The organism is Pantoea stewartii subsp. stewartii (assembly GCF_008801695.1).
In the GTDB taxonomy this organism is placed as follows: Bacteria; Pseudomonadota; Gammaproteobacteria; order Enterobacterales; family Enterobacteriaceae; genus Pantoea; species Pantoea stewartii.
The window spans coordinates 1-22,017 of the sequence record NZ_VZPF01000081.1; the positions used below are offsets into that span (position 1 = coordinate 1).

Genomic DNA, 22,017 nt, shown 5'->3' on the forward strand with positions numbered 1-22,017 from the left:
AGCTGCCAGAAGGCGTTGAAATGGTTATGCCAGGCGACAACATCAAAATGGTTGTTACCCTGATCCACCCAATCGCAATGGACGAAGGTCTGCGCTTCGCAATCCGCGAAGGTGGCCGTACCGTTGGTGCGGGCGTTGTTGCTAAAGTTATCGCTTAATTGTGATCTCTGATGTGGCCACATGAGTGGCTACTGCAAAATAAAAAGAGCACTTCGGTGCTCTTTTTTTATGCCTGTCATTTAATCACGCAGGCTTTCTCCTCACAAAAGGTAGGTTTGAAATAAAAACGATTCGCATTTGCACTGTGCGCACGAAATAGACCGGGTGATGAATAAATGTACGTCTGTCTGTGTAATGCCATCAGTGACAAAACGCTCCGTGAAGTCGTGCGCCGTTATCAGCCCAAATCTATCCAGCAGTTGCGCCAAATCGTGCCCATGGGAAAGCAATGTGGAAAATGTATTCGGGATGCCCGCGCGATTATGGATGAAGAGATGCAGCACGCTCCGCAATATAAAGAAATCGCGTAAACGCACACACACCACCGGCTTGATAATACCCACAATTTTCATCGCGTTTTTTTGACTTCTTTTTAACCGCATCTACGCTCAAATAAACATGAGCGGAGGAAGCGAAATGAAGGGCGATGCGAAAATCATAAGTCATCTCAATAAATTGTTGGGGAATGAACTGGTTGCAATAAACCAGTACTTCTTACATGCACGGATGTTCAAAAACTGGGGACTGATGCGTCTTAACGACGTTGAGTACCATGAGTCCATAGATGAAATGAAGCATGCGGATAAATACATCGAACGTATTCTGTTTCTTGAAGGCATTCCTAATCTACAGGATCTGGGACGACTCAGGATTGGAGAAGATGTCGGGGAGATGTTGCAGTCCGATCTCAATCTTGAACTCGAAGGCGCAAAAGACCTGCGAGAAGCCATCGCCTATGCGGATAAAGTTCATGATTACGTAAGCCGCGATATGATGATCGCCATCCTCGAAGATGAGGAGCATCATATCGACTGGATTGAAACCGAGCTTGATCTCATTAGTAAGATGGGCATTCAGAATTACCTGCAGGCGCAAATCAAAGAAGAGTAAGGCTTTGACTAACGATAACTCCCCAGCCCGCGACGGCCAGGAAAGGGCCAAAGGGAAGCGGGCTGTTCAGGTACCACGCCCGGTTCCTTATCCGCAGCGCGCCGAAAGCGATCAAGGCTGTCGTACAGGCGGTCAGGGCAATGAAGGGCAGGGCCTGCCAACCACACCATGCGCCCAGTGCGGCAAACAGTTTAATATCCCCACAACCTAATCCCTTCCGCCGTGTAACCTGTTGAAAAATTCCGGCAAGCAACCAAAGTGAACCATAGCCAAACATGACGCCACCGATGGCCGAACTGACCGTGAGTGGCTGAAAGAACATGAAACGTGAAAGACCCAGCCACAGGAGCGCGTGGGTGAGAACATCTGGCAGCAGGAAGTGGCGCTGGTCGATGGCCGCAAGGACGAGGAGCAAACAGGAAGCCAGAAGCGGAAACAGCGCATGAATGAGATTGTCGTGAAACAGGTAAGCCAGCAACAGGCAGAGCAGGGCGCCTGTCAGCTCAAACAGCACGGGCAGCAAACCGACCGGATGCGAACAAAACCGACAGTGCCCCCGCAACCACAGCCAGCTTATCAGCGGAACGCTGTCGTGCCACAGGATCGTGCGGCGACAGTAACTACAGTGGGAAGGCGGCGTCCACAATGACTGCAGCCAGCGACGTGGTGAAGCGGACGTATGAAAACGTTGACAGGCCAGGGCGAGAAAGCTGCCAAGCGCGCCGCCTGACAGGGAGACAGCAACGATGATGAGCAACACGATGACCTCCGGTTAACCTGATGTGATGACTGAGTCTGTCTGAACGCGTCCTCTGCGTCGCGGATAAGAAAAAGAGAATGGAAAACCGCGCCCAGAAAAAAAAGGGGCGAAGACATCCGTCCTGCAGGGCTTTTGTGCAGACGTGCACAAAAGCGTTAAACACAGTTTTCTGTGGCAAATGTGCATCGTGGGTTGCTTCCTGAGCAAATCTACGTATAATGCGCGGGCCTGCCGATATTGGTAGGCGCGATTCGAGCTGAATCGCAGACGGCAGTTTGTTGGGCCGTCTGACAATACTCCCAACTGTGGAGTTATATGCTGAACGATTACACTCTCCCATCAATCGTAATGGGTTCGAGTAGTAATTTTTTTCGTCTATAAAATGTTTGGAGCCTTGGTCTCATGTCGAACCAAAGAATCCGTATCCGTCTTAAAGCGTTTGATCATCGTCTGATCGATCAATCAACCGCGGAAATCGTCGAGACTGCCAAGCGCACTGGTGCGCAGGTACGTGGTCCGATCCCGCTGCCGACCCGCAAAGAGCGCTTTACCGTTCTGATCTCTCCGCACGTTAACAAAGATGCGCGTGACCAGTACGAAATTCGCACTCACAAGCGTCTGGTAGACATCGTTGAGCCAACTGAAAAAACCGTTGATGCTCTGATGCGTCTGGACCTGGCTGCCGGTGTTGACGTGCAGATCAGCCTGGGTTAATCAGGTCATCGAGCGATTGAGAGGTTGAAACAATGATTGGTTTAGTCGGTAAAAAAGTGGGTATGACCCGCATCTTCACTGAAGATGGCGTATCTATCCCAGTAACCGTAATCGAAGTTGAAGCGAACCGCGTTACTCAGGTCAAAGGCCTGGAGAACGATGGTTACCAGGCAATTCAGGTTACCACCGGTGCTAAAAAAGCAAACCGTGTGACCAAACCTGAAGCTGGTCATTTTGCTAAAGCTGGCGTAGAAGCTGGCCGTGGCCTGTGGGAATTCCGCACCGCTGAAGGTGATGAGTATTCTGTAGGTCAGAGCATCAGCGTTGAAATTTTCGCTGACGTTAAAAAAGTAGACGTAACTGGCACCTCTAAAGGTAAAGGTTTCGCAGGTACCGTTAAGCGCTGGAACTTCCGTACCCAGGACGCAACCCACGGTAACTCCTTGTCTCACCGCGTTCCGGGTTCTATCGGTCAGAACCAGACTCCGGGCAAAGTGTTCAAAGGCAAGAAAATGGCAGGTCAGCTGGGTAATGAGCGCGTAACTGTTCAGAGCCTGGACGTAGTACGTGTTGACGCTGAGCGCAACCTGCTGCTGGTTAAAGGTGCAGTTCCCGGTGCTACCGGTAGCGACCTGATCGTTAAACCAGCTGTGAAGGCGTAAGGGGATAGCAATGGAATTAGTATTGAAAGACGCGCAGAGCGCGCTGACTGTTTCCGAAACTACCTTCGGTCGTGATTTCAACGAAGCGCTGGTTCACCAGGTTGTTGTTGCTTACGCATCAGGCGCCCGCCAGGGTACTCGCGCGCAGAAAACTCGCGCTGAAGTAACCGGTTCAGGCAAAAAGCCTTGGCGTCAGAAAGGCACCGGCCGTGCGCGTTCAGGTTCTGTAAAGAGCCCGATCTGGCGTTCAGGTGGCGTGACCTTTGCTGCTAAGCCACAAGACCACAGTCAAAAAGTTAACAAAAAGATGTACCGCGGCGCGCTGAAAAGCATCCTGTCCGAACTGGTACGTCAAGATCGTCTGATCGTTGTCGAGCAGTTCTCTGTTGAAGCACCGAAAACCAAGTTGCTGGCACAGAAGCTGAAAGACATGGCGCTGGAAGACGTGCTGATCATCACCGGCGAACTGGATGAAAATCTGTTCCTGGCTGCGCGTAACCTGTACAAGGTTGACGTGCGTGATGCAGCGGGTATCGACCCAGTTAGCCTGATCGCCTTCGACAAAGTCGTTATGACTGCTGATGCAGTTAAGCAAGTTGAGGAGATGCTGGCATGATCCGTGAAGAACGTCTGCTGAAAGTACTGCGCGCGCCGCACGTATCTGAAAAGGCATCTAGCGCGATGGAAAAAACCAACACCATCGTACTCAAAGTAGCTAAAGACGCGACTAAAGCAGAGATCGTTGCTGCTGTTGAGAAACTGTTCGAAGTAGAAGTTAAAGACGTTAACACCCTGGTAGTTAAAGGTAAGGTTAAGCGTCACGGACAGCGTATCGGTCGTCGTAGCGACTGGAAAAAAGCTTACGTCACCCTGAAGGAAGGCCAGAATCTGGACTTCGTCGGCGGCGCTGAGTAAGTCGGAGGAGAAAGACAATGGCAGTTGTTAAATGTAAACCGACATCTCCGGGTCGTCGCCACGTCGTTAAAGTGGTGAACCCAGAGTTGCACAAGGGCAAGCCGTTTGCTCCATTGCTGGAAAAAAACAGCAAATCCGGTGGCCGCAACAACAACGGTCGCATCACTACCCGTCACATCGGTGGTGGTCATAAGCAGGCTTACCGTCTGGTTGACTTCAAACGCAACAAAGATGGTATCCCGGCAACCGTTGAACGTCTTGAGTACGATCCGAACCGCTCTGCGAACATCGCACTGGTTCTGTACAAAGACGGCGAACGCCGTTACATCCTGGCCCCTAAAGGCCTGAAAGCCGGCGACCAGATTCAGTCTGGCGTTGATGCTGCGATCAAAGCAGGTAACACACTGCCGATGCGTAACATCCCGGTGGGTTCTACCGTTCACAACGTAGAAATGAAACCAGGCAAAGGCGGTCAGATTGCTCGCTCAGCCGGTGCTTACGTGCAGATCGTTGCGCGTGAAGGTTCCTACGTTACCCTGCGTCTGCGTTCAGGTGAAATGCGTAAAGTCGAAGCTGACTGCCGCGCTACACTGGGCGAAGTCGGTAACGCTGAGCATATGCTGCGCGTTCTGGGTAAAGCTGGTGCAACCCGTTGGCGTGGTGTTCGTCCGACCGTTCGTGGTACCGCGATGAACCCAGTAGATCACCCGCACGGTGGTGGTGAAGGTCGTAACTTTGGTAAGCACCCGGTAACTCCGTGGGGCGTTCAGACCAAAGGTAAGAAGACCCGTAGCAACAAGCGTACCGATAAATTTATCGTACGTCGCCGTAGCAAATAATATTAGAGGATAAGCCATGCCACGTTCTCTCAAGAAAGGTCCTTTTATTGACCTGCACTTGCTGAAGAAGGTAGAGAAAGCGGTGGAAAGCGGTGACAAGAAGCCTTTGCGCACTTGGTCCCGTCGTTCAACGATCTTTCCTAACATGATCGGTTTGACCATCGCTGTCCATAATGGTCGTCAGCACGTTCCTGTCTTTGTTTCCGACGAAATGGTTGGTCACAAACTGGGTGAATTCGCGCCGACACGTACTTATCGCGGTCACGCGGCTGATAAAAAAGCCAAGAAGAAATAAGTAGGAGGAAGAGATGGAAACTTTAGCTCAACATCGCCACGCTCGTTCTTCTGCTCAGAAGGTTCGCCTTGTTGCTGACCTGATCCGCGGTAAGAAAGTGTCGCAGGCACTGGACATTTTGACCTACACCAACAAGAAAGCGGCTGTACTGGTCAAGAAAGTTCTGGAATCTGCCATTGCTAACGCTGAACACAACGATGGCGCTGATATCGACGATCTGAAAGTCGCGAAAATTTTCGTCGACGAAGGCCCAAGCATGAAGCGCATTATGCCGCGTGCAAAAGGTCGTGCAGATCGCATCCTGAAGCGCACCAGCCACATTACTGTGGTTGTGTCCGATCGCTGAGACTCTGGAGACTAGCAATGGGTCAGAAAGTACATCCTAATGGTATTCGCCTGGGTATTGTAAAACCATGGAACTCTACCTGGTTTGCGAACACCAAAGAATTCGCTGACAACCTGGACAGCGACTTTAAAGTACGTCAGTACCTGACTAAGGAACTGGCTAAGGCGTCTGTATCTCGTATCGTTATCGAGCGTCCAGCTAAGAGCATCCGTGTGACCATTCACACCGCTCGTCCTGGCATCGTGATCGGTAAGAAAGGTGAAGACGTAGAAAAACTGCGCACGGTCGTCGCGAAAATCGCTGGCGTTCCTGCACAGATCAATATCGCCGAAGTCCGTAAACCGGAACTGGACGCAAAACTGGTTGCTGACAGCATCACTTCACAGCTGGAGCGTCGTGTGATGTTCCGTCGTGCTATGAAGCGTGCGGTTCAGAACGCCATGCGTCTGGGCGCGAAGGGTATCAAAGTTGAAGTTAGCGGCCGTCTGGGCGGCGCCGAGATCGCACGTACCGAATGGTACCGTGAAGGTCGCGTGCCGTTGCACACTCTGCGTGCTGACATTGACTACAACACCTCTGAAGCGCACACCACTTATGGTGTAATCGGCGTTAAGGTATGGATCTTCAAAGGCGAGATCCTGGGTGGTATGGCTGCTGTTGAACAACCGGAACCGGCTGCTCAACCTAAAAAGCAGCAGCGTAAAGGCCGTAAGTAAGGAGAGTCGCTATGTTACAACCAAAGCGTACGAAATTCCGTAAAGTGCACAAAGGCCGCAACCGCGGTCTGGCGCAGGGTACGGATGTTAGCTTCGGGACTTTCGGTCTGAAAGCTGTTGGCCGTGGTCGTCTGACTGCCCGTCAGATCGAAGCAGCACGTCGTGCTATGACCCGTGCAGTTAAGCGTCAAGGTAAGATCTGGATCCGTGTATTCCCGGACAAACCGATCACCGAGAAGCCGCTGGAAGTGCGTATGGGTAAAGGTAAGGGTAACGTTGAGTATTGGGTTGCCCTGATCCAGCCTGGTAAAGTCCTGTATGAAATGGACGGCGTACCAGAAGAGCTGGCCCGTGAAGCATTCAAGCTGGCAGCAGCAAAACTGCCTATCAAAACCACCTTTGTAACTAAGACGGTGATGTAATGAAAGCAACAGAGCTGCGTGAAAAAAGCGTTGAAGAGCTGAACACTGAGCTGCTTAATCTGCTGCGTGAGCAATTTAACCTGCGCATGCAGGCAGCATCTGGCCAACTGCAGCAGTCTCATCTGCTGAAGCAGGTTCGCCGTGATGTTGCACGCGTTAAGACTTTACTGACTGAGAAGGCGGGTTCGTAATGACCGATAAAATCCGTACTCTGCAGGGTCGTGTTGTTAGTGACAAAATGCAGAAATCTGCTGTTGTTGCTATCGAGCGTTTCGTGAAGCATCCAATCTATGGAAAATTCATTAAGCGTACGACTAAGCTGCACATCCATGACGAGAACAACGAATGTGGAATCGGCGACGTGGTAGAAATCCGCGAATGCCGTCCACTGTCTAAGACTAAGTCCTGGACACTGGTTCGCGTTGTAGAGAAAGCAATTCTGTAATAGAATTTGCCCTCTTTAAAAATCTAATGAACGGCTCGAAAGAGCCGTTCATTTTTTCTACCCATCTGCGAGAACCGGTGTTATAATGCCGCGCCCTCAATTATGGGGCTTTCAATCGACCTGAGGTCTAGGTCCCGAAGTAGTAGTTGACATTAGCGGAGCACTGAAATGATCCAAGAACAGACTATGCTGAACGTCGCCGACAACTCCGGTGCACGTCGCGTAATGTGTATCAAGGTTCTGGGTGGCTCGCACCGTCGCTACGCAGGCGTCGGCGACATCATTAAAGTTACCATCAAGGAAGCAATTCCACGTGGTAAAGTTAAAAAAGGTGATGTCCTGAAGGCGGTAGTGGTGCGCACCAGGAAGGGTGTTCGTCGCCCGGACGGTTCTGTCATTCGCTTCGATGGTAATGCATGCGTTATTTTAAACAATAACAGCGAGCAGCCTATCGGTACGCGTATTTTTGGGCCGGTAACTCGTGAACTTCGTACTGAAAAGTTCATGAAAATTATCTCTCTGGCACCAGAAGTACTCTAAGGAGCGAACAATGGCAGCTAAAATCCGTCGTAACGACGAAGTTATCGTGTTAACCGGTAAAGATAAAGGTAAGCGCGGTAAAGTTAAGAACGTCCTGTCTTCTGGCAAGGTCATCGTTGAAGGTATCAACCTGGTTAAGAAACATCAGAAGCCTGTTCCGGCTCTGAACCAACCAGGCGGCATCGTTGAAAAAGAAGCTGCAATTCAGGTTTCTAACGTTGCTCTCTTCAATGCGGCAACCGGTAAGGCTGACCGTGTAGGCTTTAGATTCGAAGACGGTAAAAAAGTCCGTTTCTTCAAATCTAATAGCGAAACTATCAAGTAATTTGGAGTAGTACGATGGCGAAACTGCATGATTACTACAAAGACGAGGTAGTCCAGAAACTCATGTCTGAGTTCGGCTACAATTCTGTCATGCAAGTCCCTCGGGTCGAGAAGATCACCCTGAACATGGGTGTTGGTGAAGCGATCGCTGACAAGAAACTGCTGGATAACGCAGCAGCTGACCTGGCAGCAATCTCCGGTCAAAAACCGTTGATCACCAAAGCACGCAAATCAGTTGCAGGCTTCAAAATCCGTCAGGGCTATCCGATCGGCTGTAAAGTAACTCTGCGTGGCGAACGCATGTGGGAGTTCTTTGAGCGTCTGATCACCATTGCTGTACCGCGTATCCGTGACTTCCGTGGCCTGTCCGCTAAGTCATTCGATGGTCGTGGCAACTACAGCATGGGTGTACGTGAGCAGATCATCTTCCCAGAAATCGACTACGACAAAGTCGATCGCGTTCGTGGTTTGGATATTACCATTACCACTACTGCGAAATCTGATGATGAAGGCCGTGCTCTGCTGGCTGCCTTTGACTTCCCGTTCCGTAAGTAAGGTAGGGTTACTTAATGGCTAAGCAATCTATGAAAGCACGCGAAGTTAAGCGTGTGAAATTAGCAGACAAATTCTTCGCAAAACGCGCTGAACTGAAAGCGATCATTTCTGATGTGAACGCTTCCGACGAAGACCGTTGGGATGCCGTTCTCAAGCTGCAGAGTCTGCCGCGTGATTCCAGCCCTTCACGTCAGCGTAACCGCTGCCGTCAAACAGGTCGTCCGCACGGTTTCCTGCGGAAGTTTGGGTTGAGCCGTATCAAGGTCCGTGAAGCCGCAATGCGCGGTGAAATCCCGGGTCTGAAAAAGGCTAGCTGGTAATTGTCACCAATTGAATCACGGGAGTAACACAGATGAGCATGCAAGATCCGATCGCGGATATGCTGACCCGTATCCGTAACGGTCAGGCCGCGAACAAAGTTGCGGTCACCATGCCCTCCTCCAAGCTGAAATTGGCAATTGCCAATGTGCTGAAGGAAGAAGGCTTTATTGAAGATTTTAAAATCGAAGGCGACACCAAGCTGGAACTGGAACTGACTCTTAAGTATTTCCAGGGTAAAGCGGTTGTAGAAAGCATTCAGCGAGTAAGCCGTCCCGGCCTGCGCATCTATAAGAAAAAAGATGAGCTGCCAAAGGTAATGGCTGGTATGGGTATCGCTGTCATTTCTACATCGAAAGGTGTTATGACTGATCGTGCAGCGCGCCAGGCTGGTCTTGGTGGCGAAATTATCTGCTACGTAGCGTAATCGGAGGATACTATGTCTCGTGTTGCTAAAGCACCTGTCGTTGTTCCTGCCGGCGTAGAGGTAAAACTCAACGGTCAGGTAATTTCGATTAAAGGTAAAAACGGCGAGCTGACTCGTACTATCAATGATGCTGTTGAAGTTAAGCATGCTGACAACACTCTGACTTTCGCTCCGCGCGAAGGTTATGTTGACGGCTGGGCGCAGGCGGGTACTTCTCGCGCGCTGCTGAACGCAATGGTTATCGGTGTTACCGAAGGCTTCACTAAGAAGCTGCAGCTGGTTGGTGTTGGTTATCGTGCTGCCGTTAAAGGCAACGTAGTTAACCTGTCTCTGGGCTTTTCTCATCCAGTTGATCACCAGCTGCCCGCGGGTATCACTGCAGAGTGTCCGACTCAGACTGAAATCGTGCTGAAAGGCGCTGATAAGCAGGTGATCGGCCAGGTTGCAGCTGACTTGCGCACCTACCGTCGTCCTGAGCCTTATAAAGGCAAGGGTGTCCGTTACGCCGACGAAGTCGTGCGTACCAAAGAGGCTAAGAAGAAGTAAGGTAACACTATGGATAAGAAATCTGCTCGTATCCGTCGTGCGACCCGTGCACGTCGCAAGCTCAAAGAGCTGGGTGCTACTCGCCTGGTGGTACATCGTACCCCGCGTCACATTTACGCACAGGTAATCGCCCCGAACGGTTCCGAAGTTCTGGTTGCTGCTTCTACTGTAGAAAAAGCTATCACTGAACAACTGAAGTATACCGGTAATAAAGAAGCCGCAGCTGCTGTAGGTAAAGCTATTGCAGAACGCGCAATCGAAAAAGGCATCACTGGTGTTTCTTTCGACCGTTCCGGTTTCCAATATCATGGTCGCGTCCAGGCACTGGCAGATGCTGCCCGTGAAGCTGGCCTTCAGTTCTAAGGTAGAGGTCTAAGATGGCACACATCGAGAAACAAGCTGGCGAACTGCAGGAAAAACTGATCGCGGTAAACCGTGTATCTAAAACTGTAAAAGGTGGTCGTATTTTCTCCTTCACCGCACTGACTGTAGTGGGTGATGGTAACGGCCGCGTTGGTTTTGGTTACGGTAAAGCGCGTGAAGTTCCAGCAGCGATCCAGAAAGCGATGGAGAAAGCCCGTCGCAACATGGTTAATGTCGCGCTGATCAACGGCACCCTGCAGCACCCTGTTAAAGGTGCGCACACTGGGTCCCGTGTGTTCATGCAGCCGGCTTCAGAAGGTACCGGTATCATCGCCGGTGGTGCAATGCGCGCCGTTCTGGAAGTCGCTGGAGTACATAACGTTCTGGCAAAAGCCTATGGTTCTACTAACCCGATTAACGTGGTTCGTGCAACTATCGACGGCCTGGGCAATATGAAGTCTCCGGAAATGGTCGCTGCTAAGCGTGGTAAATCCGTTGAAGAAATTCTGGGGTAATCACGATGGCAAAGACTATTAAAATCACTCAAACCCGTAGTTCAATCGGCCGCTTGCCTAAGCATAAAGCCACTCTGGTTGGCCTGGGTCTGCGTCGTATTGGTCATACCGTAGAGCGTGAAGACACGCCAGCTGTACGCGGCATGGTCAACGCGGTTTCCTACATGGTTAAAGTGGAGGAGTAAGAGATGCGTTTAAATACTCTGTCTCCGGCCGAAGGGTCTAAGCACGCTACCAAGCGTCTGGGTCGTGGTATCGGTTCTGGCCTCGGAAAAACCGGTGGTCGTGGTCACAAAGGTCAGAACTCACGTTCTGGCGGTGGCGTACGTCGCGGTTTCGAAGGTGGTCAGATGCCTCTGTACCGACGTCTGCCGAAGTTCGGTTTCACCTCTCGCAAAGCAATGATCACCACAGAGATTCGTCTGTCTGATCTGGCGAAAGTTGAAGGCTGTATCGTCGACCTGAACGCGCTGAAAGCAGCCAACATTGTCGGTGTCCAGATTGAGTTCGTTAAAGTCATTCTGTCTGGTGAAGTTTCTGCACCGGTAACGGTTCGCGGCCTGCGTGTCACCAAAGGTGCTCGTGCTGCAATCGAAGCTGCTGGCGGTAAAATCGAGGAATAAGTAGCAGATGGCTAAACAACCGGGATTAGATTTTCAAAGTGCCAAAGGTGGCTTTGGTGAACTGAAACGCAGACTGCTGTTTGTTATCGGTGCACTGATTGTCTTCCGCATTGGCTCTTTCATTCCAATCCCTGGTATTGATGCCACTGTACTTGCCAAACTGCTTGAGCAACAGCGTGGCACCATCATTGAAATGTTTAACATGTTCTCTGGTGGTGCTCTCAGCCGTGCTTCTATTTTTGCTCTGGGTATCATGCCGTATATTTCGGCATCTATTATTATCCAGCTGTTAACGGTGGTTCATCCTGCCTTAGCAGAAATCAAGAAAGAAGGGGAGGCTGGCCGTCGTAAGATTAGTCAGTACACCCGTTACGGTACGTTGGTATTGGCCATATTCCAGTCGATCGGTATTGCTACCGGTTTGCCGAATATGCCTGGTATGCAAGGCCTGGTAATGAATCCAGGCTTTGCATTCTATTTTACCGCTGTTGTAAGTCTGGTTACCGGGACAATGTTCCTGATGTGGCTGGGCGAACAGATTACTGAACGTGGTATCGGTAACGGTATCTCGATCATTATCTTCGCGGGTATTGTTGCGGGACTTCCGCCGGCCATTGGCCATACCATCGAGCAAGCGCGGCAAGGTGACCTGCACTTCCTTCTGTTGCTGTTGGTTGCAGTTCTCGTATTTGCAGTGACCTTCTTTGTTATTTTCGTTGAGCGTGGTCAACGCCGCATTGTGGTGAACTATGCGAAACGTCAACAAGGTCGTCGCGTTTACGCTGCACAGAGCACACATTTACCGTTGAAAGTGAATATGGCAGGGGTTATCCCGGCAATCTTCGCTTCCAGCATTATTCTGTTCCCGGCAACGATTGCATCGTGGTTCGGGGGCGGTACCGGTTGGAACTGGCTGACAACAATTTCGATGTATTTGCAGCCAGGACAGCCGCTTTATGTGCTACTCTATGCGACTGCTATCATCTTCTTCTGTTTCTTCTACACGGCGTTGGTTTTCAACCCGCGTGAAACAGCAGATAACCTGAAGAAGTCTGGTGCATTCGTACCGGGAATTCGTCCGGGAGAGCAAACGGCGAGATATATCGATAAAGTAATGACACGGTTAACCTTAATCGGTGCCCTCTACATTACCTTTATTTGCCTTATCCCGGAGTTCATGCGTGATGCGATGAAAGTTCCTTTCTACTTTGGCGGTACATCGCTGCTTATCGTAGTGGTCGTCATCATGGACTTTATGGCTCAAGTGCAAACTCTGATGATGTCAAGTCAGTACGAGTCTGCATTGAAGAAAGCTAACCTGAAGGGCTATGGCCGTTAATTCAGGTGGTTGAGAAGTTACGGAGAGTAAAAATGAAAGTTCGTGCTTCCGTCAAGAAATTATGTCGTAACTGCAAAATCATTCGTCGCGACGGTGTCGTTCGTGTGATCTGCAGCGCCGAGCCAAAGCATAAACAGCGCCAAGGCTGATTTTCACATATTTTTCTTGCAAAGTCGGGTTGAGCTGGCTAGATTGGCCAGCCAATCTTTTGTATGTCTGTACGTTTCCATTTGAGTATCCTGAAAACGGGCTTTTCAGCATGGTGCGTACATATTAAATAGTAGGAGTGCATAGTGGCCCGTATAGCAGGCATTAACATTCCTGATCAGAAACATACCGTTATCGCATTAACTTCGATCTTCGGTATTGGTAAAACTCGTTCTAAAGCCATTTGCGCTTCAACGGGTATTGCTGAAAATGTTAAGATCAGTGAGCTGTCTGAAGAACAAATTGATCAGCTGCGTGATGCAGTTGCTAAATTCGTTGTTGAAGGTGATCTGCGCCGTGAAATCACCCTGAGCATCAAGCGTCTGATGGACCTTGGTTGCTACCGTGGTTTGCGCCATCGTCGTGGTCTTCCGGTTCGCGGTCAGCGCACCAAGACCAACGCACGTACCCGTAAGGGTCCGCGTAAACCGATCAAGAAATAATCGGGGTGAGTAAATAATGGCAAAGGCACCAGTTCGTGCACGTAAGCGTGTAAGAAAACAAGTCTCAGATGGCGTGGCTCATGTCCATGCGTCTTTTAACAACACCATCGTTACCATTACTGATCGTCAGGGTAACGCACTGGGTTGGGCAACCGCCGGTGGTTCCGGTTTCCGCGGTTCACGTAAATCTACGCCGTTTGCTGCTCAGGTCGCTGCAGAGCGCTGTGCAGAAGCTGTAAAAGATTACGGTATTAAGAACCTGGAAGTTATGGTTAAGGGTCCGGGTCCAGGCCGCGAATCAACGATTCGTGCTCTGAACGCCGCTGGTTTCCGCATCACGAACATTACTGATGTGACTCCGATCCCTCACAACGGTTGTCGTCCGCCGAAAAAACGTCGCGTATAACGTCCGTTTTTTAGGTTAGTTGGAGAAAGAAAATGGCAAGATATTTGGGTCCTAAGCTCAAGCTGAGCCGTCGTGAGGGCACTGACTTATTCCTTAAGTCTGGCGTTCGCGCGATTGATTCCAAGTGTAAGATTGAACAAGCCCCTGGTCAGCACGGTGCGCGCAAGCCACGTCTGTCTGACTACGGCGGTCAGTTACGTGAAAAGCAAAAAGTTCGTCGTATCTACGGTGTGCTTGAGCGTCAGTTCCGTAACTATTACAAAGAAGCAGCACGTCTGAAAGGCAACACCGGTGCAAACCTGTTGGCTCTGCTGGAAGGCCGTCTGGACAACGTCGTTTATCGTATGGGCTTTGGCGCCACGCGTGCGGAAGCACGTCAGCTGGTCAGCCATAAGTCTGTTCTGGTAAATGGTCGCGTTGTTAACATCGCTTCTTATCAGGTATCTCCGAATGATGTCGTTAGCATCCGTGAGAAAGCCAAAAAGCAATCTCGCGTGAAGGCCGCTCTGGAGCTGGCTGAGCAGCGTGAAAAGCCAACCTGGCTGGAAGTTGATGCAGCTAAGATGGAAGGTGTGTTCAAACGTATTCCTGAACGTACTGATCTGTCTGCGGACATTAACGAACACCTGATCGTCGAGCTTTACTCTAAGTAAAGCTTAGTACCAAAGAGAGGACACAATGCAGGGTTCTGTGACAGAGTTTCTAAAACCGCGCCTGGTAGATATCGAGCAAGTGAGTTCGACGCACGCCAAGGTGACCCTTGAGCCTTTAGAGCGTGGCTTTGGCCATACTCTTGGTAACGCGCTGCGCCGTATTCTGCTTTCATCAATGCCGGGTTGCGCGGTGACCGAGGTTGAAATTGATGGTGTACTGCATGAGTACAGCACCAAAGAGGGTGTACAGGAAGATATCCTGGAAATCCTGCTCAACCTTAAAGGTTTGGCGGTAAGAGTTCAGGGCAAAGATGAAGTTATTCTTACCTTGAATAAATCTGGCATTGGTCCTGTGACTGCAGCCGACATTACCCATGATGGTGATGTCGAAATCGTCAAGCCGCAGCATGTGATCTGCCATCTGACCGATGACAACGCATCTATTAGCATGCGTATCAAAGTTCAGCGTGGTCGTGGTTATGTGCCGGCTTCTGCCCGAATTCATTCGGAAGAAGATGAGCGCCCAATCGGCCGTCTGCTGGTCGACGCTTGCTACAGCCCTGTAGACCGTATCGCCTACAATGTTGAAGCAGCGCGTGTAGAGCAGCGCACCGACCTGGACAAGCTGGTCATCGAAATGGAAACCAACGGCACAATCGATCCTGAAGACGCGATTCGTCGTGCGGCGACCATCCTGGCAGAACAACTGGAAGCTTTCGTTGACTTACGTGATGTACGTCAGCCGGAAGTGAAAGAAGAGAAACCAGAATTCGATCCGATCCTGCTGCGCCCTGTTGACGATCTGGAATTGACTGTCCGCTCTGCTAACTGCCTTAAGGCAGAAGCTATCCACTACATCGGTGATCTGGTACAGCGTACTGAGGTTGAGCTGCTTAAAACGCCTAACCTTGGTAAAAAATCTCTTACCGAGATTAAAGATGTGCTGGCCTCACGTGGTCTGTCTCTGGGCATGCGCCTGGAAAACTGGCCACCGGCAAGCATTGCTGATGAATAACCCGATCACAGGTTAAGGTTTCACTGAGAAGGATAAGGTCATGCGCCATCGTAAGAGTGGTCGTCAACTGAACCGCAACAGCAGCCATCGTCAGGCTATTTTCCGCAACATGGCTGGCTCTCTGGTTCGTCACGAGATCATCAAGACGACTCTGCCGAAAGCCAAAGAGTTGCGCCGCGTAGTTGAGCCGCTGATTACTCTTGCCAAGACCGACAACGTAGCTAATCGTCGTCTGGCATTTGCCCGTACTCGTGATAACGAGATCGTGGCAAAACTGTTTAATGAGTTAGGCCCGCGTTTCGCGAGCCGTGCAGGTGGTTACACTCGCATTCTGAAGTGTGGCTTCCGCGCTGGTGACAACGCTCCGATGGCATACATCGAGCTGGTTGATCGTCCAGAAGCTCAAGCAGAAGCTGCAGCAGAGTAATCTGTTGCAACGTGAAAAACCCGCTTCGGCGGGTTTTTTATTGCCTGTCATTCAGCGTCTGCTACGCTTGTGGTGTCATGAAGGAGGTGAACAATGTGGTTAATTGATCAGCTTGCAGAACAGCATATTAAAGCCGCGCAGGAGAAAGGTGAGCTGAGTGATCTGCCGGGCGAAGGCGCACCGCTGAATCTCGAAGACGACAGTCAGGTTCCACCTGAACTACGAGCAGGATACCGACTGTTAAAAAATGCAGGTTTTCTTCCACCCGAACTTGAGCTGCGCCGCGAAGCACTTCAGGTCAGCGATCTTTTACAGCATTTAAATCCTGACGATCCAGAGGCGCTGATCCAGACACAACGTTTACGGCAACTGAAGATAAGGCTGAACCAGGCCGGTATGCGCACTGATTTTCTTGAGGGTGAATATGGCCGCGCGATTAAGACTAAACTCGTGCCCGATTAAGGTGTATTTTTTTGTCGCTGTTGTGCGCATATAATGAGTTTGCTTCATCTTTTCACCGCATTATTCCATTACTCAACCGGAGAAGTTATGTCCAGATACCGTCATACGAAAGGACAAATACAGGATAACGCCTTACAGGCATTGTTACACGACCCGCTGTTCAGGCAACGTGTTGAAGAGAAACAAAAAGGCAAAGGCAGTTACAGGCGTAAAGAAAAACATGGGAAAGGCTGGGAGGCCAGTGATAAGCAAGGCGTTTATCACTGGCCTTCTGCTTTACAGGCACAAAAAAGCCGCTTCAGAGCGGCTTTTTATTTTAGATTTTCGTATTCTGTTGTTTGAGTAAATCGCGGATTTCTGTCAGAAGCAGTTCTTCATTTGTAGGCTTAGGTGCCGGTTTTTCCACTTCTTTCTTCTTATACAGTTTGTTCATCAGCTTAATCGCCATAAAGATAGCAAAAGCAACAATGATGAAATCAAATACGGTTTGCAGGAAAATGCCATATTCCATAACGACAGCCGGTGTGTTGCCGACGGCAGGTTTAAGCACCCAGCTAAACGATTTGAAATCAACGCCGCCAATCAGCAAGCCCAACGGTGGCATAATGATGTTCGCGACCAGTGATGAAACAATCTTACCGAATGCCGCACCGATAATCACACCGACGGCCAGATCAACCACGTTGCCACGCATCGCAAAATCACGAAACTCTTTGAATAAACTCATACTTCTCTCCTTGCCTTAGCCAATGCCATAAAGTTTAACAAAGCTCACAATATTTGCCATTAACCACAGACAATAAGCCACTGACATGTCAGTGCTGGCTTTTTATGTGTTATAGGAAAAACGGACTGGGCTGGAACAGGCGCTCGACGTCCGGCACAAACTTTTTATCGGTTAAAAACATCACAACGTGATCGCCCTGTTCAATACGCAGATTGTCATTCGCTATCATCACATCGTCGCCGCGCACCACAGCACCAATCAGTGTGCCTGGTGGCAGCTTGATATCATCAACTGACCGTCCCACAACGCGCGATGTGGTTTCGTCGCCATGCGCGATGGCTTCGATGGCTTCGGCAATGCCTCGACGTAATGACGAGACACCCACAATATCGGCTTTGCGCACATGTCCCAGTAAGGCCGAGATGGTCGCCTGCTGGGGTGAAATGGCGATATCAATGACGCTGCCCTGGACCAGATCGACATAAGCACGGCGTTGAATCAGCACCATAACTTTCTTGGCGCCCATTTTTTTGGCCAGCATGGCAGACATGATATTGGCTTCGTCATCGTTGGTGACGGCGATAAACAAATCCACCTGCTCAATATGCTCTTCCGCCAGTAGTTCCTGATCGGAGGCATCACCGTAAAAGACCACCGTGTCGTGCAACTGTTCAGCCAGTTCGGCCGCGCGCTGGGGATTGCGCTCAATAAGTTTCACGCTGTAGTTTTTCTCGAGCTTTTGCGCCAGGCCAAAGCCAATGTTGCCGCCGCCTACTAACATGATGCGTTTATAAGGCTTTTCCAGGCGCTGCATTTCACTCATCACCGCGCGAATATGCTGGCTGGCGGCAATGAAGAAAACCTCATCACCGGCTTCGATAATGGTGGAGCCCTGTGGCCGGATAGGGCGGTCCTGACGAAAAATCGCCGCTACGCGCGTATCGATATGGGGCATGTGATCGCGCAGGATCGACAATGGATTGCCCACCAGGGGGCCACCGTAATAGGCTTTCACGACTGCGAGGCTCACTTTGCCTTCAGCAAAATTAACTACCTGCAACGCGCCCGGATATTGAATCAGGCGGTAAATATTGTCGATAACCAGTTGCTCAGGCGAAATCAGATGGTCGATAGGCACTGCTTCGGGGATAAAAAGCTTATCTGCATCGCGCAGATAGTCAGCCGCACGTATACGGGCGATACGATTTGGCGTGTTGAAGAGCGAATACGCGATTTGACAGGCTATCATGTTGGTTTCGTCAGAGCTGGTAACGGCGACCAGCATATCGGCGTCTTCCGCGCCCGCCTCACGGAGAACCCGTGGGTGGGAACCATGACCCTGCACAACACGTAAATCAAATTTATCCTGTAACTGACGTAAACGTGCTGAATCTGTATCAACAACTGTTATATCGTTGTTTTCGCCAACCAGATTTTCGGCCATTGTGCCTCCAACCTGGCCAGCACCAAGAATGATGATTTTCATCGCTTTTCAAAGCCTTTTCATTATGCGTTAGCGTCTTTAATCAGCTTAGCGTAGAAAAATCCGTCTCCGCCTTCAGCGTCAGGGAACACCTGCCAGCCCGTTTCGGGCGCGCCTGAAAGGGAGACAGCCTGTGCATCCGCATGTCGCTGTAAGAAACCGCTGATTTGCTCATGGTTCTCTTCCGGTAGGACAGAGCAGGTCGCGTAGATCATCGTACCGCCTGCTTTAAGAAGCGGCCATGTGGCCTCCAGAATGTCACGCTGCAAAGCGGCCAGTTCGCTGATATCGCGATCGCGGCGTAACCATTTGATATCCGGATGGCGGCGAATCACGCCTGTGGCTGAGCAGGGCGCATCCAGCAGGATACGATCAAACTGCCGTTGGTCACACCATTGCTGCGGAGTACGGCCATCACCTTGTTTGACCTCGGCGGTCATTCCCAGCCGTGTCAGGTTTTCGGTTACGCGCTTCAGTCGTTGTGCGTCCACATCCACAGCAAGGACCTGCGCGTCAGGGGCTATTTCTAAAATATGCGTCGTTTTGCCGCCTGGCGCTGCACACAGATCGAGAATATGTTCGCCATTTTTAGGCTCAAGCAGAAGCGCACAGCGCTGTGCTGAGAGATCCTGCACCGTAACCCAGCCCTGGTCGAAACCGGGTAACTGGTGAACCGGCGCTGGCGTAGCCAGGCGTAATGCTTCCGGCACATCCTCTGCAGCCATCGCCTCTCTTTCACTGGCGGTCAGCAGAGCAAGCCAACTGTCACGGGTATGGTGCTGACGGTTAACCCGCAGCCACATCGGTGGGCGTTGGTTATTCGCGTCAACAATCTGTTGCCAGCGATCTGGCCAGGCAAGCTGCAGTCGGTTCAGTAGCCATCCGGGATGAAGATGGCGCTGTGGACCTTCCTGGATGCTGGCAAGGAGTTCCTCCTGACGGCGCTGGAACTGACGTAACACACCGTTAATCAATCCTTTCAGATTGGCACGTTTCAGCACTTCAGCACCAGCAACGGTCTCGGCTAATGCCGCATGTGCCGGGACGCGCGTGTAGAGCAACTGGTACAGGCCCACCATGATCAGAAAATGCAGCGTACGCTGTTTGCCGGTCAGAGGGCGCTCCATCAATTTCCCGATAAGCGCTTCCAGATGCGGTAACGTTCGTAACACACCAAAGCAGATCTCTTGCACCAGAGCGGCGTCTTTATCGGCGACTTTTTTCTGTGCGGCAGGCAGCACAGTATTGAGTGACTCGCCCTTATCGACAACACGTTCAATCAATTGTGCAGACAGGCTACGAAGGTTGGATGATTTAGTCATAAGATAGTGCCATCAAACAAAAGGCCCGGATTTACCGGGCCTGAATGTCAGTCCAGAAGAGAGCCAGGTTCAAACCATTCCCGGCGCGAGTTGAGCAGATCCTGTGCCGACATCGGTTTTTTACCGGCGGGTTGCAACTGAAGTAAATTGAGTACGCCGTCGGCGGTGGCAATGTGAATGCCCTGTTTGTCAGCCTTAACGATCTCGCCTGGTCGTTTATTGACATGAGGTAAAACACCGGCTTGCCATACTTTTACTGGCTGATCATTTACCATAAAAAAGCTAACCGGCCAGGGATTAAAGGCGCGAATGCAGCGTTCAAGCTGTTCCGCGGGTAACTGCCAGTCAAGACGTGCTTCCTCTTTACTGAGCTTCTCAGCATAATTTGCCAGGGTTTCATCCTGTTTCACCGGCTGGGCGTTGCCCTCACGCAATTGCGACAAGGTTGTCAGTAGCCCTTCTGGTCCGAGGCTGGCCAGTTTGTCGTATAACGAAGCACTGGTGTCTTCAGCAGTAATAGGGCAGGCTAGTTTTACCAGCATATCACCGGTATCCAGCCCGACATCCATTTGCATGATGGTGACACCGGTTTCCTGATCACCCGCCCAAAGCGCGCGCTGAATAGGCGCCGCGCCGCGCCAGCGTGGCAGCAACGAACCATGTACGTTGATGCAGCCCAGACGTGGCATCTCAAGCACGGCTTTCGGCAGGATAAGGCCATAAGCCACCACGACCATGACATCGGCCTGCAAATCGGCAACCAGCTGTTGGTTTTCCGCAGGGCGCAACGATTTGGGCTGAAAAACCGGAATGTCGTGGGCAAGAGCCAGCGCTTTTACCGGGCTCGCGGTCAACTTATTGCCGCGCCCAGCTGGGCGGTCTGGTTGGGTGAAAACGCCAACGACCTTATGCTCAGATGCGAGCAACGCGTCAAGGTGACGCGCCGCGAAGTCTGGTGTGCCAGCAAAGATTATATTAAGCGGGGCAGACACGTTTATCCCTTTTTCAGATCTCAAGAGGCCTGGGCGTTTTGCCGCGCCAGTTTTTCTAACTTTGTCTTGATTCGCTGACGCTTTAAAGGCGACAGATAATCGATAAACAGTTTGCCATCCAGATGATCAATTTCATGCTGAATACAGATAGCCAGCAGGTCACCGGTTTCCAGTTCAAACGGCTTACCTTCGCGATCTAACGCCCGCACTTTTACCCGCTCTGCACGAGGCACAAAGGCGCGTTGCTCAGGAATGGACAGGCAACCTTCTTCGATACCTGTTTCACCACTTTTTTCCAGAAGCTCGGGATTGATCAATACCAGTCGCTCGTCCCGGTTCTCAGAGACATCAATCACAATGATGCGCTGATGAATATCCACCTGCGTAGCGGCAAGGCCGATACCTTCTTCGGAATACATGGTTTCGAACATATCATCAACGATACGCTGAACTTCTGCGTTAACTTCTTTGACTGGCGCGGCGATCTTGCGCAGGCGCTCGTCAGGAAAATGTAACACCTGTAAAACTGACATAAATATCCAGATCTATATTCTAAAAGGAAAAGATTACTGCCTCATATTGTAGACTTTTTAGTACCTGATTGACAGCATTCTGCGGAGGGATGCGACGGTTATCAGGAGGCCGTGACGATGGAAAAAAGGGCGCGATTACTGCGGCTGGCCGCGATACCCGGCCTGACGGGCCGACGCTGGCTGAACGCGGCGCAGCAACTGTGCGCAGGTCAGGATATTGATGTGATATTAAGCCAAAAGGGCTTCGAGACAGCGCAACATCATTTTGCCCATCAGAAAACCACGGACTGGCTGGCAACCGTTAACAATTGGCTGGCACAGCGTCCAACGCATCACCTGATTACGGCGCTGGATGCGCATTACCCCGCTCAACTCCTTGAAGCGGCCTGTTTCCCTCCGCTCTTATATGTAAACGGTGATCCAACCGTATTATCTTCACCTCAACTGTAAGCGTCGCATTCAGACCGTATTGACGTTCAGGCAGAGGGAAGCTCGACCTTCCATGGCAGCAGATCGCGGACCCGGTTCACCGGCCAGTCCTGTATATGACCGATGACGTAACGCAACCACGTC

General features: G+C 50.9%; 41 protein-coding genes. 34 read left to right on the forward strand and 7 right to left on the reverse strand.

All coding sequences use genetic code 11. The features are described from left to right. The 3 genes from F7Q90_RS20150 to bfr all read left to right on the forward strand — a co-directional run. On the forward strand, positions 1-158 hold a 158-nt coding region (locus tag F7Q90_RS20150; protein WP_455906703.1), incomplete at its 5' end, for an EF-Tu C-terminal domain-related protein. Between the two features lie 177 nt (positions 159-335). Next, positions 336-530, forward strand: coding sequence for a bacterioferritin-associated ferredoxin (gene bfd, locus F7Q90_RS20155; RefSeq protein WP_006120579.1), 195 nt, complete (start codon positions 336-338; stop codon positions 528-530). A 106-nt stretch (positions 531-636) separates the two neighbouring features. Further along, positions 637-1,110, forward strand: coding sequence for a bacterioferritin (gene bfr, locus F7Q90_RS20160; protein WP_006120580.1), 474 nt, complete (start codon positions 637-639; stop codon positions 1,108-1,110). Here the strand turns inward: bfr and F7Q90_RS20165 are convergent. Continuing rightward, positions 1,097-1,870, reverse strand: a complete 774-nt coding sequence (locus F7Q90_RS20165) for a prepilin peptidase (protein ID WP_006120581.1) — start codon at positions 1,868-1,870, stop codon at positions 1,097-1,099. The two genes, bfr and F7Q90_RS20165, sit on opposite strands and share 14 nt — an antisense overlap. Positions 1,871-2,272: 402 nt before the next feature. Here F7Q90_RS20165 and rpsJ point away from each other — a divergent pair, with 402 nt between their 5' ends. From rpsJ to F7Q90_RS20315, 30 genes are all read left to right on the forward strand, one after another. Further along, positions 2,273-2,584 (forward strand): 30S ribosomal protein S10, encoded by a 312-nt coding sequence (rpsJ, locus tag F7Q90_RS20170; protein ID WP_006120582.1) that lies wholly within the window; start codon positions 2,273-2,275, stop codon positions 2,582-2,584. Between the two features lie 32 nt (positions 2,585-2,616). Then, entirely contained in the window at positions 2,617-3,246 is a 630-nt protein-coding gene (rplC, locus tag F7Q90_RS20175) for a 50S ribosomal protein L3 (RefSeq protein ID WP_006120583.1), read from the forward strand. Between the two features lie 10 nt (positions 3,247-3,256). Next, positions 3,257-3,862, forward strand: coding sequence for a 50S ribosomal protein L4 (rplD, locus tag F7Q90_RS20180; RefSeq protein WP_006120584.1), 606 nt, complete (start codon positions 3,257-3,259; stop codon positions 3,860-3,862). Continuing rightward, positions 3,859-4,161 (forward strand): 50S ribosomal protein L23, encoded by a 303-nt coding sequence (gene rplW / locus F7Q90_RS20185; RefSeq protein WP_006120585.1) that lies wholly within the window; start codon positions 3,859-3,861, stop codon positions 4,159-4,161. Before rplD ends, rplW begins: the two co-directional genes overlap by 4 nt. 17 nt (positions 4,162-4,178) lie before the next feature. Continuing rightward, on the forward strand, positions 4,179-5,000 hold the full coding sequence (rplB, locus tag F7Q90_RS20190) for a 50S ribosomal protein L2 (RefSeq protein ID WP_006120586.1): 822 nt from the start codon (positions 4,179-4,181) through the stop codon (positions 4,998-5,000). A 16-nt stretch (positions 5,001-5,016) separates the two neighbouring features. After that, positions 5,017-5,295, forward strand: a complete 279-nt coding sequence (gene rpsS / locus F7Q90_RS20195; RefSeq protein ID WP_001138115.1) for a 30S ribosomal protein S19 — start codon at positions 5,017-5,019, stop codon at positions 5,293-5,295. A 13-nt stretch (positions 5,296-5,308) separates the two neighbouring features. Beyond that, entirely contained in the window at positions 5,309-5,641 is a 333-nt protein-coding gene (gene rplV, locus F7Q90_RS20200) for a 50S ribosomal protein L22 (RefSeq protein WP_002919773.1), read from the forward strand. A gap of 17 nt (positions 5,642-5,658) precedes the next feature. After that, positions 5,659-6,357: a 30S ribosomal protein S3 gene (gene rpsC / locus F7Q90_RS20205; protein ID WP_006120587.1), complete on the forward strand. Its 699-nt coding sequence runs from the start codon at positions 5,659-5,661 to the stop codon at positions 6,355-6,357. Between the two features lie 11 nt (positions 6,358-6,368). Then, positions 6,369-6,779, forward strand: a complete 411-nt coding sequence (gene rplP / locus F7Q90_RS20210) for a 50S ribosomal protein L16 (protein WP_002438716.1) — start codon at positions 6,369-6,371, stop codon at positions 6,777-6,779. Continuing rightward, positions 6,779-6,970: a 50S ribosomal protein L29 gene (gene rpmC, locus F7Q90_RS20215; RefSeq protein ID WP_006120588.1), complete on the forward strand. Its 192-nt coding sequence runs from the start codon at positions 6,779-6,781 to the stop codon at positions 6,968-6,970. The genes rplP and rpmC overlap by 1 nt, the downstream gene beginning before the upstream one ends. Beyond that, positions 6,970-7,224 (forward strand): 30S ribosomal protein S17, encoded by a 255-nt coding sequence (gene rpsQ, locus F7Q90_RS20220; protein ID WP_006120589.1) that lies wholly within the window; start codon positions 6,970-6,972, stop codon positions 7,222-7,224. Before rpmC ends, rpsQ begins: the two co-directional genes overlap by 1 nt. 168 nt (positions 7,225-7,392) lie before the next feature. Beyond that, positions 7,393-7,764: a 50S ribosomal protein L14 gene (gene rplN / locus F7Q90_RS20225; RefSeq protein WP_006120590.1), complete on the forward strand. Its 372-nt coding sequence runs from the start codon at positions 7,393-7,395 to the stop codon at positions 7,762-7,764. Positions 7,765-7,774: 10 nt separating this feature from the next. Next, positions 7,775-8,089, forward strand: a complete 315-nt coding sequence (gene rplX, locus F7Q90_RS20230) for a 50S ribosomal protein L24 (protein ID WP_003850150.1) — start codon at positions 7,775-7,777, stop codon at positions 8,087-8,089. Positions 8,090-8,103: 14 nt separating this feature from the next. Beyond that, positions 8,104-8,643 (forward strand): 50S ribosomal protein L5, encoded by a 540-nt coding sequence (rplE, locus tag F7Q90_RS20235; protein WP_006120591.1) that lies wholly within the window; start codon positions 8,104-8,106, stop codon positions 8,641-8,643. 14 nt (positions 8,644-8,657) lie between these two features. Continuing rightward, positions 8,658-8,963, forward strand: a complete 306-nt coding sequence (gene rpsN / locus F7Q90_RS20240) for a 30S ribosomal protein S14 (protein ID WP_006120592.1) — start codon at positions 8,658-8,660, stop codon at positions 8,961-8,963. A 32-nt stretch (positions 8,964-8,995) separates the two neighbouring features. Next, positions 8,996-9,388, forward strand: a complete 393-nt coding sequence (gene rpsH / locus F7Q90_RS20245; RefSeq protein ID WP_006120593.1) for a 30S ribosomal protein S8 — start codon at positions 8,996-8,998, stop codon at positions 9,386-9,388. 12 nt (positions 9,389-9,400) lie between these two features. Further along, positions 9,401-9,934, forward strand: a complete 534-nt coding sequence (gene rplF / locus F7Q90_RS20250) for a 50S ribosomal protein L6 (RefSeq protein WP_006120594.1) — start codon at positions 9,401-9,403, stop codon at positions 9,932-9,934. Positions 9,935-9,943: 9 nt separating this feature from the next. Continuing rightward, complete coding sequence (rplR, locus tag F7Q90_RS20255; protein WP_003850163.1) at positions 9,944-10,297, forward strand: 50S ribosomal protein L18; 354 nt, start codon at positions 9,944-9,946, stop codon at positions 10,295-10,297. A gap of 14 nt (positions 10,298-10,311) precedes the next feature. After that, a complete protein-coding gene (gene rpsE, locus F7Q90_RS20260; RefSeq protein ID WP_006120595.1) occupies positions 10,312-10,812 on the forward strand; it encodes a 30S ribosomal protein S5 in 501 nt (166 codons plus the stop codon). 5 nt (positions 10,813-10,817) lie between these two features. Beyond that, positions 10,818-10,997, forward strand: a complete 180-nt coding sequence (rpmD, locus tag F7Q90_RS20265) for a 50S ribosomal protein L30 (RefSeq protein ID WP_003850166.1) — start codon at positions 10,818-10,820, stop codon at positions 10,995-10,997. Positions 10,998-11,000: 3 nt separating this feature from the next. Next, the gene (gene rplO, locus F7Q90_RS20270) at positions 11,001-11,435 is read left to right on the forward strand and encodes a 50S ribosomal protein L15 (RefSeq protein WP_006120597.1); all 435 of its coding nucleotides are present in this window, start codon (positions 11,001-11,003) and stop codon (positions 11,433-11,435) included. 7 nt (positions 11,436-11,442) lie between these two features. Beyond that, on the forward strand, positions 11,443-12,774 hold the full coding sequence (secY, locus tag F7Q90_RS20275; protein WP_006120598.1) for a preprotein translocase subunit SecY: 1,332 nt from the start codon (positions 11,443-11,445) through the stop codon (positions 12,772-12,774). Positions 12,775-12,806: 32 nt separating this feature from the next. Beyond that, complete coding sequence (rpmJ, locus tag F7Q90_RS20280; protein WP_004160566.1) at positions 12,807-12,923, forward strand: 50S ribosomal protein L36; 117 nt, start codon at positions 12,807-12,809, stop codon at positions 12,921-12,923. Positions 12,924-13,067: 144 nt separating this feature from the next. Then, a complete protein-coding gene (rpsM, locus tag F7Q90_RS20285) occupies positions 13,068-13,424 on the forward strand; it encodes a 30S ribosomal protein S13 (RefSeq protein WP_003850176.1) in 357 nt (118 codons plus the stop codon). Between the two features lie 16 nt (positions 13,425-13,440). Then, positions 13,441-13,830 (forward strand): 30S ribosomal protein S11, encoded by a 390-nt coding sequence (gene rpsK / locus F7Q90_RS20290; protein WP_004160563.1) that lies wholly within the window; start codon positions 13,441-13,443, stop codon positions 13,828-13,830. 32 nt (positions 13,831-13,862) lie between these two features. Further along, positions 13,863-14,483 (forward strand): 30S ribosomal protein S4, encoded by a 621-nt coding sequence (gene rpsD, locus F7Q90_RS20295; RefSeq protein WP_006120599.1) that lies wholly within the window; start codon positions 13,863-13,865, stop codon positions 14,481-14,483. A 25-nt stretch (positions 14,484-14,508) separates the two neighbouring features. Next, complete coding sequence (locus F7Q90_RS20300; RefSeq protein ID WP_006120600.1) at positions 14,509-15,498, forward strand: DNA-directed RNA polymerase subunit alpha; 990 nt, start codon at positions 14,509-14,511, stop codon at positions 15,496-15,498. 40 nt (positions 15,499-15,538) lie between these two features. Continuing rightward, on the forward strand, positions 15,539-15,925 hold the full coding sequence (rplQ, locus tag F7Q90_RS20305) for a 50S ribosomal protein L17 (RefSeq protein WP_006120601.1): 387 nt from the start codon (positions 15,539-15,541) through the stop codon (positions 15,923-15,925). 93 nt (positions 15,926-16,018) lie between these two features. Continuing rightward, positions 16,019-16,387: a DnaJ family domain-containing protein gene (locus F7Q90_RS20310; RefSeq protein ID WP_006120602.1), complete on the forward strand. Its 369-nt coding sequence runs from the start codon at positions 16,019-16,021 to the stop codon at positions 16,385-16,387. Positions 16,388-16,474: 87 nt separating this feature from the next. Continuing rightward, the gene (locus F7Q90_RS20315) at positions 16,475-16,729 is read left to right on the forward strand and encodes an alternative ribosome-rescue factor A (RefSeq protein WP_006120603.1); all 255 of its coding nucleotides are present in this window, start codon (positions 16,475-16,477) and stop codon (positions 16,727-16,729) included. Here the strand turns inward: F7Q90_RS20315 and mscL are convergent. The 5 genes from mscL to def all read right to left on the reverse strand — a co-directional run bounded on the left by mscL (position 16,704) and on the right by def (position 21,444). After that, the gene (gene mscL / locus F7Q90_RS20320) at positions 16,704-17,114 is read right to left on the reverse strand and encodes a large-conductance mechanosensitive channel protein MscL (protein ID WP_006120604.1); all 411 of its coding nucleotides are present in this window, start codon (positions 17,112-17,114) and stop codon (positions 16,704-16,706) included. The genes F7Q90_RS20315 and mscL overlap by 26 nt on opposite strands. Positions 17,115-17,223: 109 nt before the next feature. After that, entirely contained in the window at positions 17,224-18,600 is a 1,377-nt protein-coding gene (trkA, locus tag F7Q90_RS20325) for a Trk system potassium transporter TrkA (RefSeq protein WP_006120605.1), read from the reverse strand. A 20-nt stretch (positions 18,601-18,620) separates the two neighbouring features. Next, the gene (gene rsmB / locus F7Q90_RS20330) at positions 18,621-19,919 is read right to left on the reverse strand and encodes a 16S rRNA (cytosine(967)-C(5))-methyltransferase RsmB (protein ID WP_006120606.1); all 1,299 of its coding nucleotides are present in this window, start codon (positions 19,917-19,919) and stop codon (positions 18,621-18,623) included. Positions 19,920-19,966: 47 nt separating this feature from the next. Further along, complete coding sequence (gene fmt / locus F7Q90_RS20335) at positions 19,967-20,911, reverse strand: methionyl-tRNA formyltransferase (RefSeq protein WP_006120607.1); 945 nt, start codon at positions 20,909-20,911, stop codon at positions 19,967-19,969. Positions 20,912-20,931: 20 nt separating this feature from the next. Further along, the gene (gene def / locus F7Q90_RS20340; protein ID WP_006120608.1) at positions 20,932-21,444 is read right to left on the reverse strand and encodes a peptide deformylase; all 513 of its coding nucleotides are present in this window, start codon (positions 21,442-21,444) and stop codon (positions 20,932-20,934) included. A gap of 117 nt (positions 21,445-21,561) precedes the next feature. Here def and F7Q90_RS20345 point away from each other — a divergent pair, with 117 nt between their 5' ends. After that, the gene (locus F7Q90_RS20345) at positions 21,562-21,894 is read left to right on the forward strand and encodes a hypothetical protein (RefSeq protein WP_044242453.1); all 333 of its coding nucleotides are present in this window, start codon (positions 21,562-21,564) and stop codon (positions 21,892-21,894) included. 26 nt (positions 21,895-21,920) lie between these two features. On the opposite strand, the gene F7Q90_RS20350 is transcribed toward F7Q90_RS20345, so the two are convergent. Continuing rightward, on the reverse strand, positions 21,921-22,017 hold a 97-nt coding region (locus F7Q90_RS20350), incomplete at its 5' end, for a transposase domain-containing protein (RefSeq protein WP_151160719.1).

Excerpts from the sequence above, each read along its gene's own strand:
- rpsC (WP_006120587.1), top strand. The coding sequence starts at position 5,659 with ATGGGTCAGAAAGTACATCCTAATGGTATTCGCCTGGGTATTGTAAAA.
- rpsK (WP_004160563.1), top strand. The coding sequence starts at position 13,441 with ATGGCAAAGGCACCAGTTCGTGCACGTAAGCGTGTAAGAAAACAAGTC.
- bfd (WP_006120579.1), top strand. The coding sequence starts at position 336 with ATGTACGTCTGTCTGTGTAATGCCATCAGTGACAAAACGCTCCGTGAA.
- F7Q90_RS20315 (WP_006120603.1), top strand. The coding sequence starts at position 16,475 with ATGTCCAGATACCGTCATACGAAAGGACAAATACAGGATAACGCCTTA.
- F7Q90_RS20310 (WP_006120602.1), top strand. The coding sequence starts at position 16,019 with ATGTGGTTAATTGATCAGCTTGCAGAACAGCATATTAAAGCCGCGCAG.
- mscL (WP_006120604.1), bottom strand. The coding sequence starts at position 17,114 with ATGAGTTTATTCAAAGAGTTTCGTGATTTTGCGATGCGTGGCAACGTG.
- rpsN (WP_006120592.1), top strand. The coding sequence starts at position 8,658 with ATGGCTAAGCAATCTATGAAAGCACGCGAAGTTAAGCGTGTGAAATTA.
- rpmD (WP_003850166.1), top strand. The coding sequence starts at position 10,818 with ATGGCAAAGACTATTAAAATCACTCAAACCCGTAGTTCAATCGGCCGC.
- rplV (WP_002919773.1), top strand. The coding sequence starts at position 5,309 with ATGGAAACTTTAGCTCAACATCGCCACGCTCGTTCTTCTGCTCAGAAG.
- rplN (WP_006120590.1), top strand. The coding sequence starts at position 7,393 with ATGATCCAAGAACAGACTATGCTGAACGTCGCCGACAACTCCGGTGCA.
- rplP (WP_002438716.1), top strand. The coding sequence starts at position 6,369 with ATGTTACAACCAAAGCGTACGAAATTCCGTAAAGTGCACAAAGGCCGC.
- F7Q90_RS20345 (WP_044242453.1), top strand. The coding sequence starts at position 21,562 with ATGGAAAAAAGGGCGCGATTACTGCGGCTGGCCGCGATACCCGGCCTG.
- rsmB (WP_006120606.1), bottom strand. The coding sequence starts at position 19,919 with ATGACTAAATCATCCAACCTTCGTAGCCTGTCTGCACAATTGATTGAA.
- rplX (WP_003850150.1), top strand. The coding sequence starts at position 7,775 with ATGGCAGCTAAAATCCGTCGTAACGACGAAGTTATCGTGTTAACCGGT.
- rpmJ (WP_004160566.1), top strand. The coding sequence starts at position 12,807 with ATGAAAGTTCGTGCTTCCGTCAAGAAATTATGTCGTAACTGCAAAATC.
- rpsJ (WP_006120582.1), top strand. The coding sequence starts at position 2,273 with ATGTCGAACCAAAGAATCCGTATCCGTCTTAAAGCGTTTGATCATCGT.
- rplD (WP_006120584.1), top strand. The coding sequence starts at position 3,257 with ATGGAATTAGTATTGAAAGACGCGCAGAGCGCGCTGACTGTTTCCGAA.
- rplR (WP_003850163.1), top strand. The coding sequence starts at position 9,944 with ATGGATAAGAAATCTGCTCGTATCCGTCGTGCGACCCGTGCACGTCGC.
- rpsQ (WP_006120589.1), top strand. The coding sequence starts at position 6,970 with ATGACCGATAAAATCCGTACTCTGCAGGGTCGTGTTGTTAGTGACAAA.
- secY (WP_006120598.1), top strand. The coding sequence starts at position 11,443 with ATGGCTAAACAACCGGGATTAGATTTTCAAAGTGCCAAAGGTGGCTTT.
- rplO (WP_006120597.1), top strand. The coding sequence starts at position 11,001 with ATGCGTTTAAATACTCTGTCTCCGGCCGAAGGGTCTAAGCACGCTACC.
- bfr (WP_006120580.1), top strand. The coding sequence starts at position 637 with ATGAAGGGCGATGCGAAAATCATAAGTCATCTCAATAAATTGTTGGGG.
- rplB (WP_006120586.1), top strand. The coding sequence starts at position 4,179 with ATGGCAGTTGTTAAATGTAAACCGACATCTCCGGGTCGTCGCCACGTC.
- rplQ (WP_006120601.1), top strand. The coding sequence starts at position 15,539 with ATGCGCCATCGTAAGAGTGGTCGTCAACTGAACCGCAACAGCAGCCAT.
- rplW (WP_006120585.1), top strand. The coding sequence starts at position 3,859 with ATGATCCGTGAAGAACGTCTGCTGAAAGTACTGCGCGCGCCGCACGTA.
- rplE (WP_006120591.1), top strand. The coding sequence starts at position 8,104 with ATGGCGAAACTGCATGATTACTACAAAGACGAGGTAGTCCAGAAACTC.
- rpsD (WP_006120599.1), top strand. The coding sequence starts at position 13,863 with ATGGCAAGATATTTGGGTCCTAAGCTCAAGCTGAGCCGTCGTGAGGGC.
- rpmC (WP_006120588.1), top strand. The coding sequence starts at position 6,779 with ATGAAAGCAACAGAGCTGCGTGAAAAAAGCGTTGAAGAGCTGAACACT.
- trkA (WP_006120605.1), bottom strand. The coding sequence starts at position 18,600 with ATGAAAATCATCATTCTTGGTGCTGGCCAGGTTGGAGGCACAATGGCC.
- F7Q90_RS20300 (WP_006120600.1), top strand. The coding sequence starts at position 14,509 with ATGCAGGGTTCTGTGACAGAGTTTCTAAAACCGCGCCTGGTAGATATC.
- rplC (WP_006120583.1), top strand. The coding sequence starts at position 2,617 with ATGATTGGTTTAGTCGGTAAAAAAGTGGGTATGACCCGCATCTTCACT.
- rplF (WP_006120594.1), top strand. The coding sequence starts at position 9,401 with ATGTCTCGTGTTGCTAAAGCACCTGTCGTTGTTCCTGCCGGCGTAGAG.
- rpsH (WP_006120593.1), top strand. The coding sequence starts at position 8,996 with ATGAGCATGCAAGATCCGATCGCGGATATGCTGACCCGTATCCGTAAC.
- def (WP_006120608.1), bottom strand. The coding sequence starts at position 21,444 with ATGTCAGTTTTACAGGTGTTACATTTTCCTGACGAGCGCCTGCGCAAG.
- rpsS (WP_001138115.1), top strand. The coding sequence starts at position 5,017 with ATGCCACGTTCTCTCAAGAAAGGTCCTTTTATTGACCTGCACTTGCTG.
- rpsE (WP_006120595.1), top strand. The coding sequence starts at position 10,312 with ATGGCACACATCGAGAAACAAGCTGGCGAACTGCAGGAAAAACTGATC.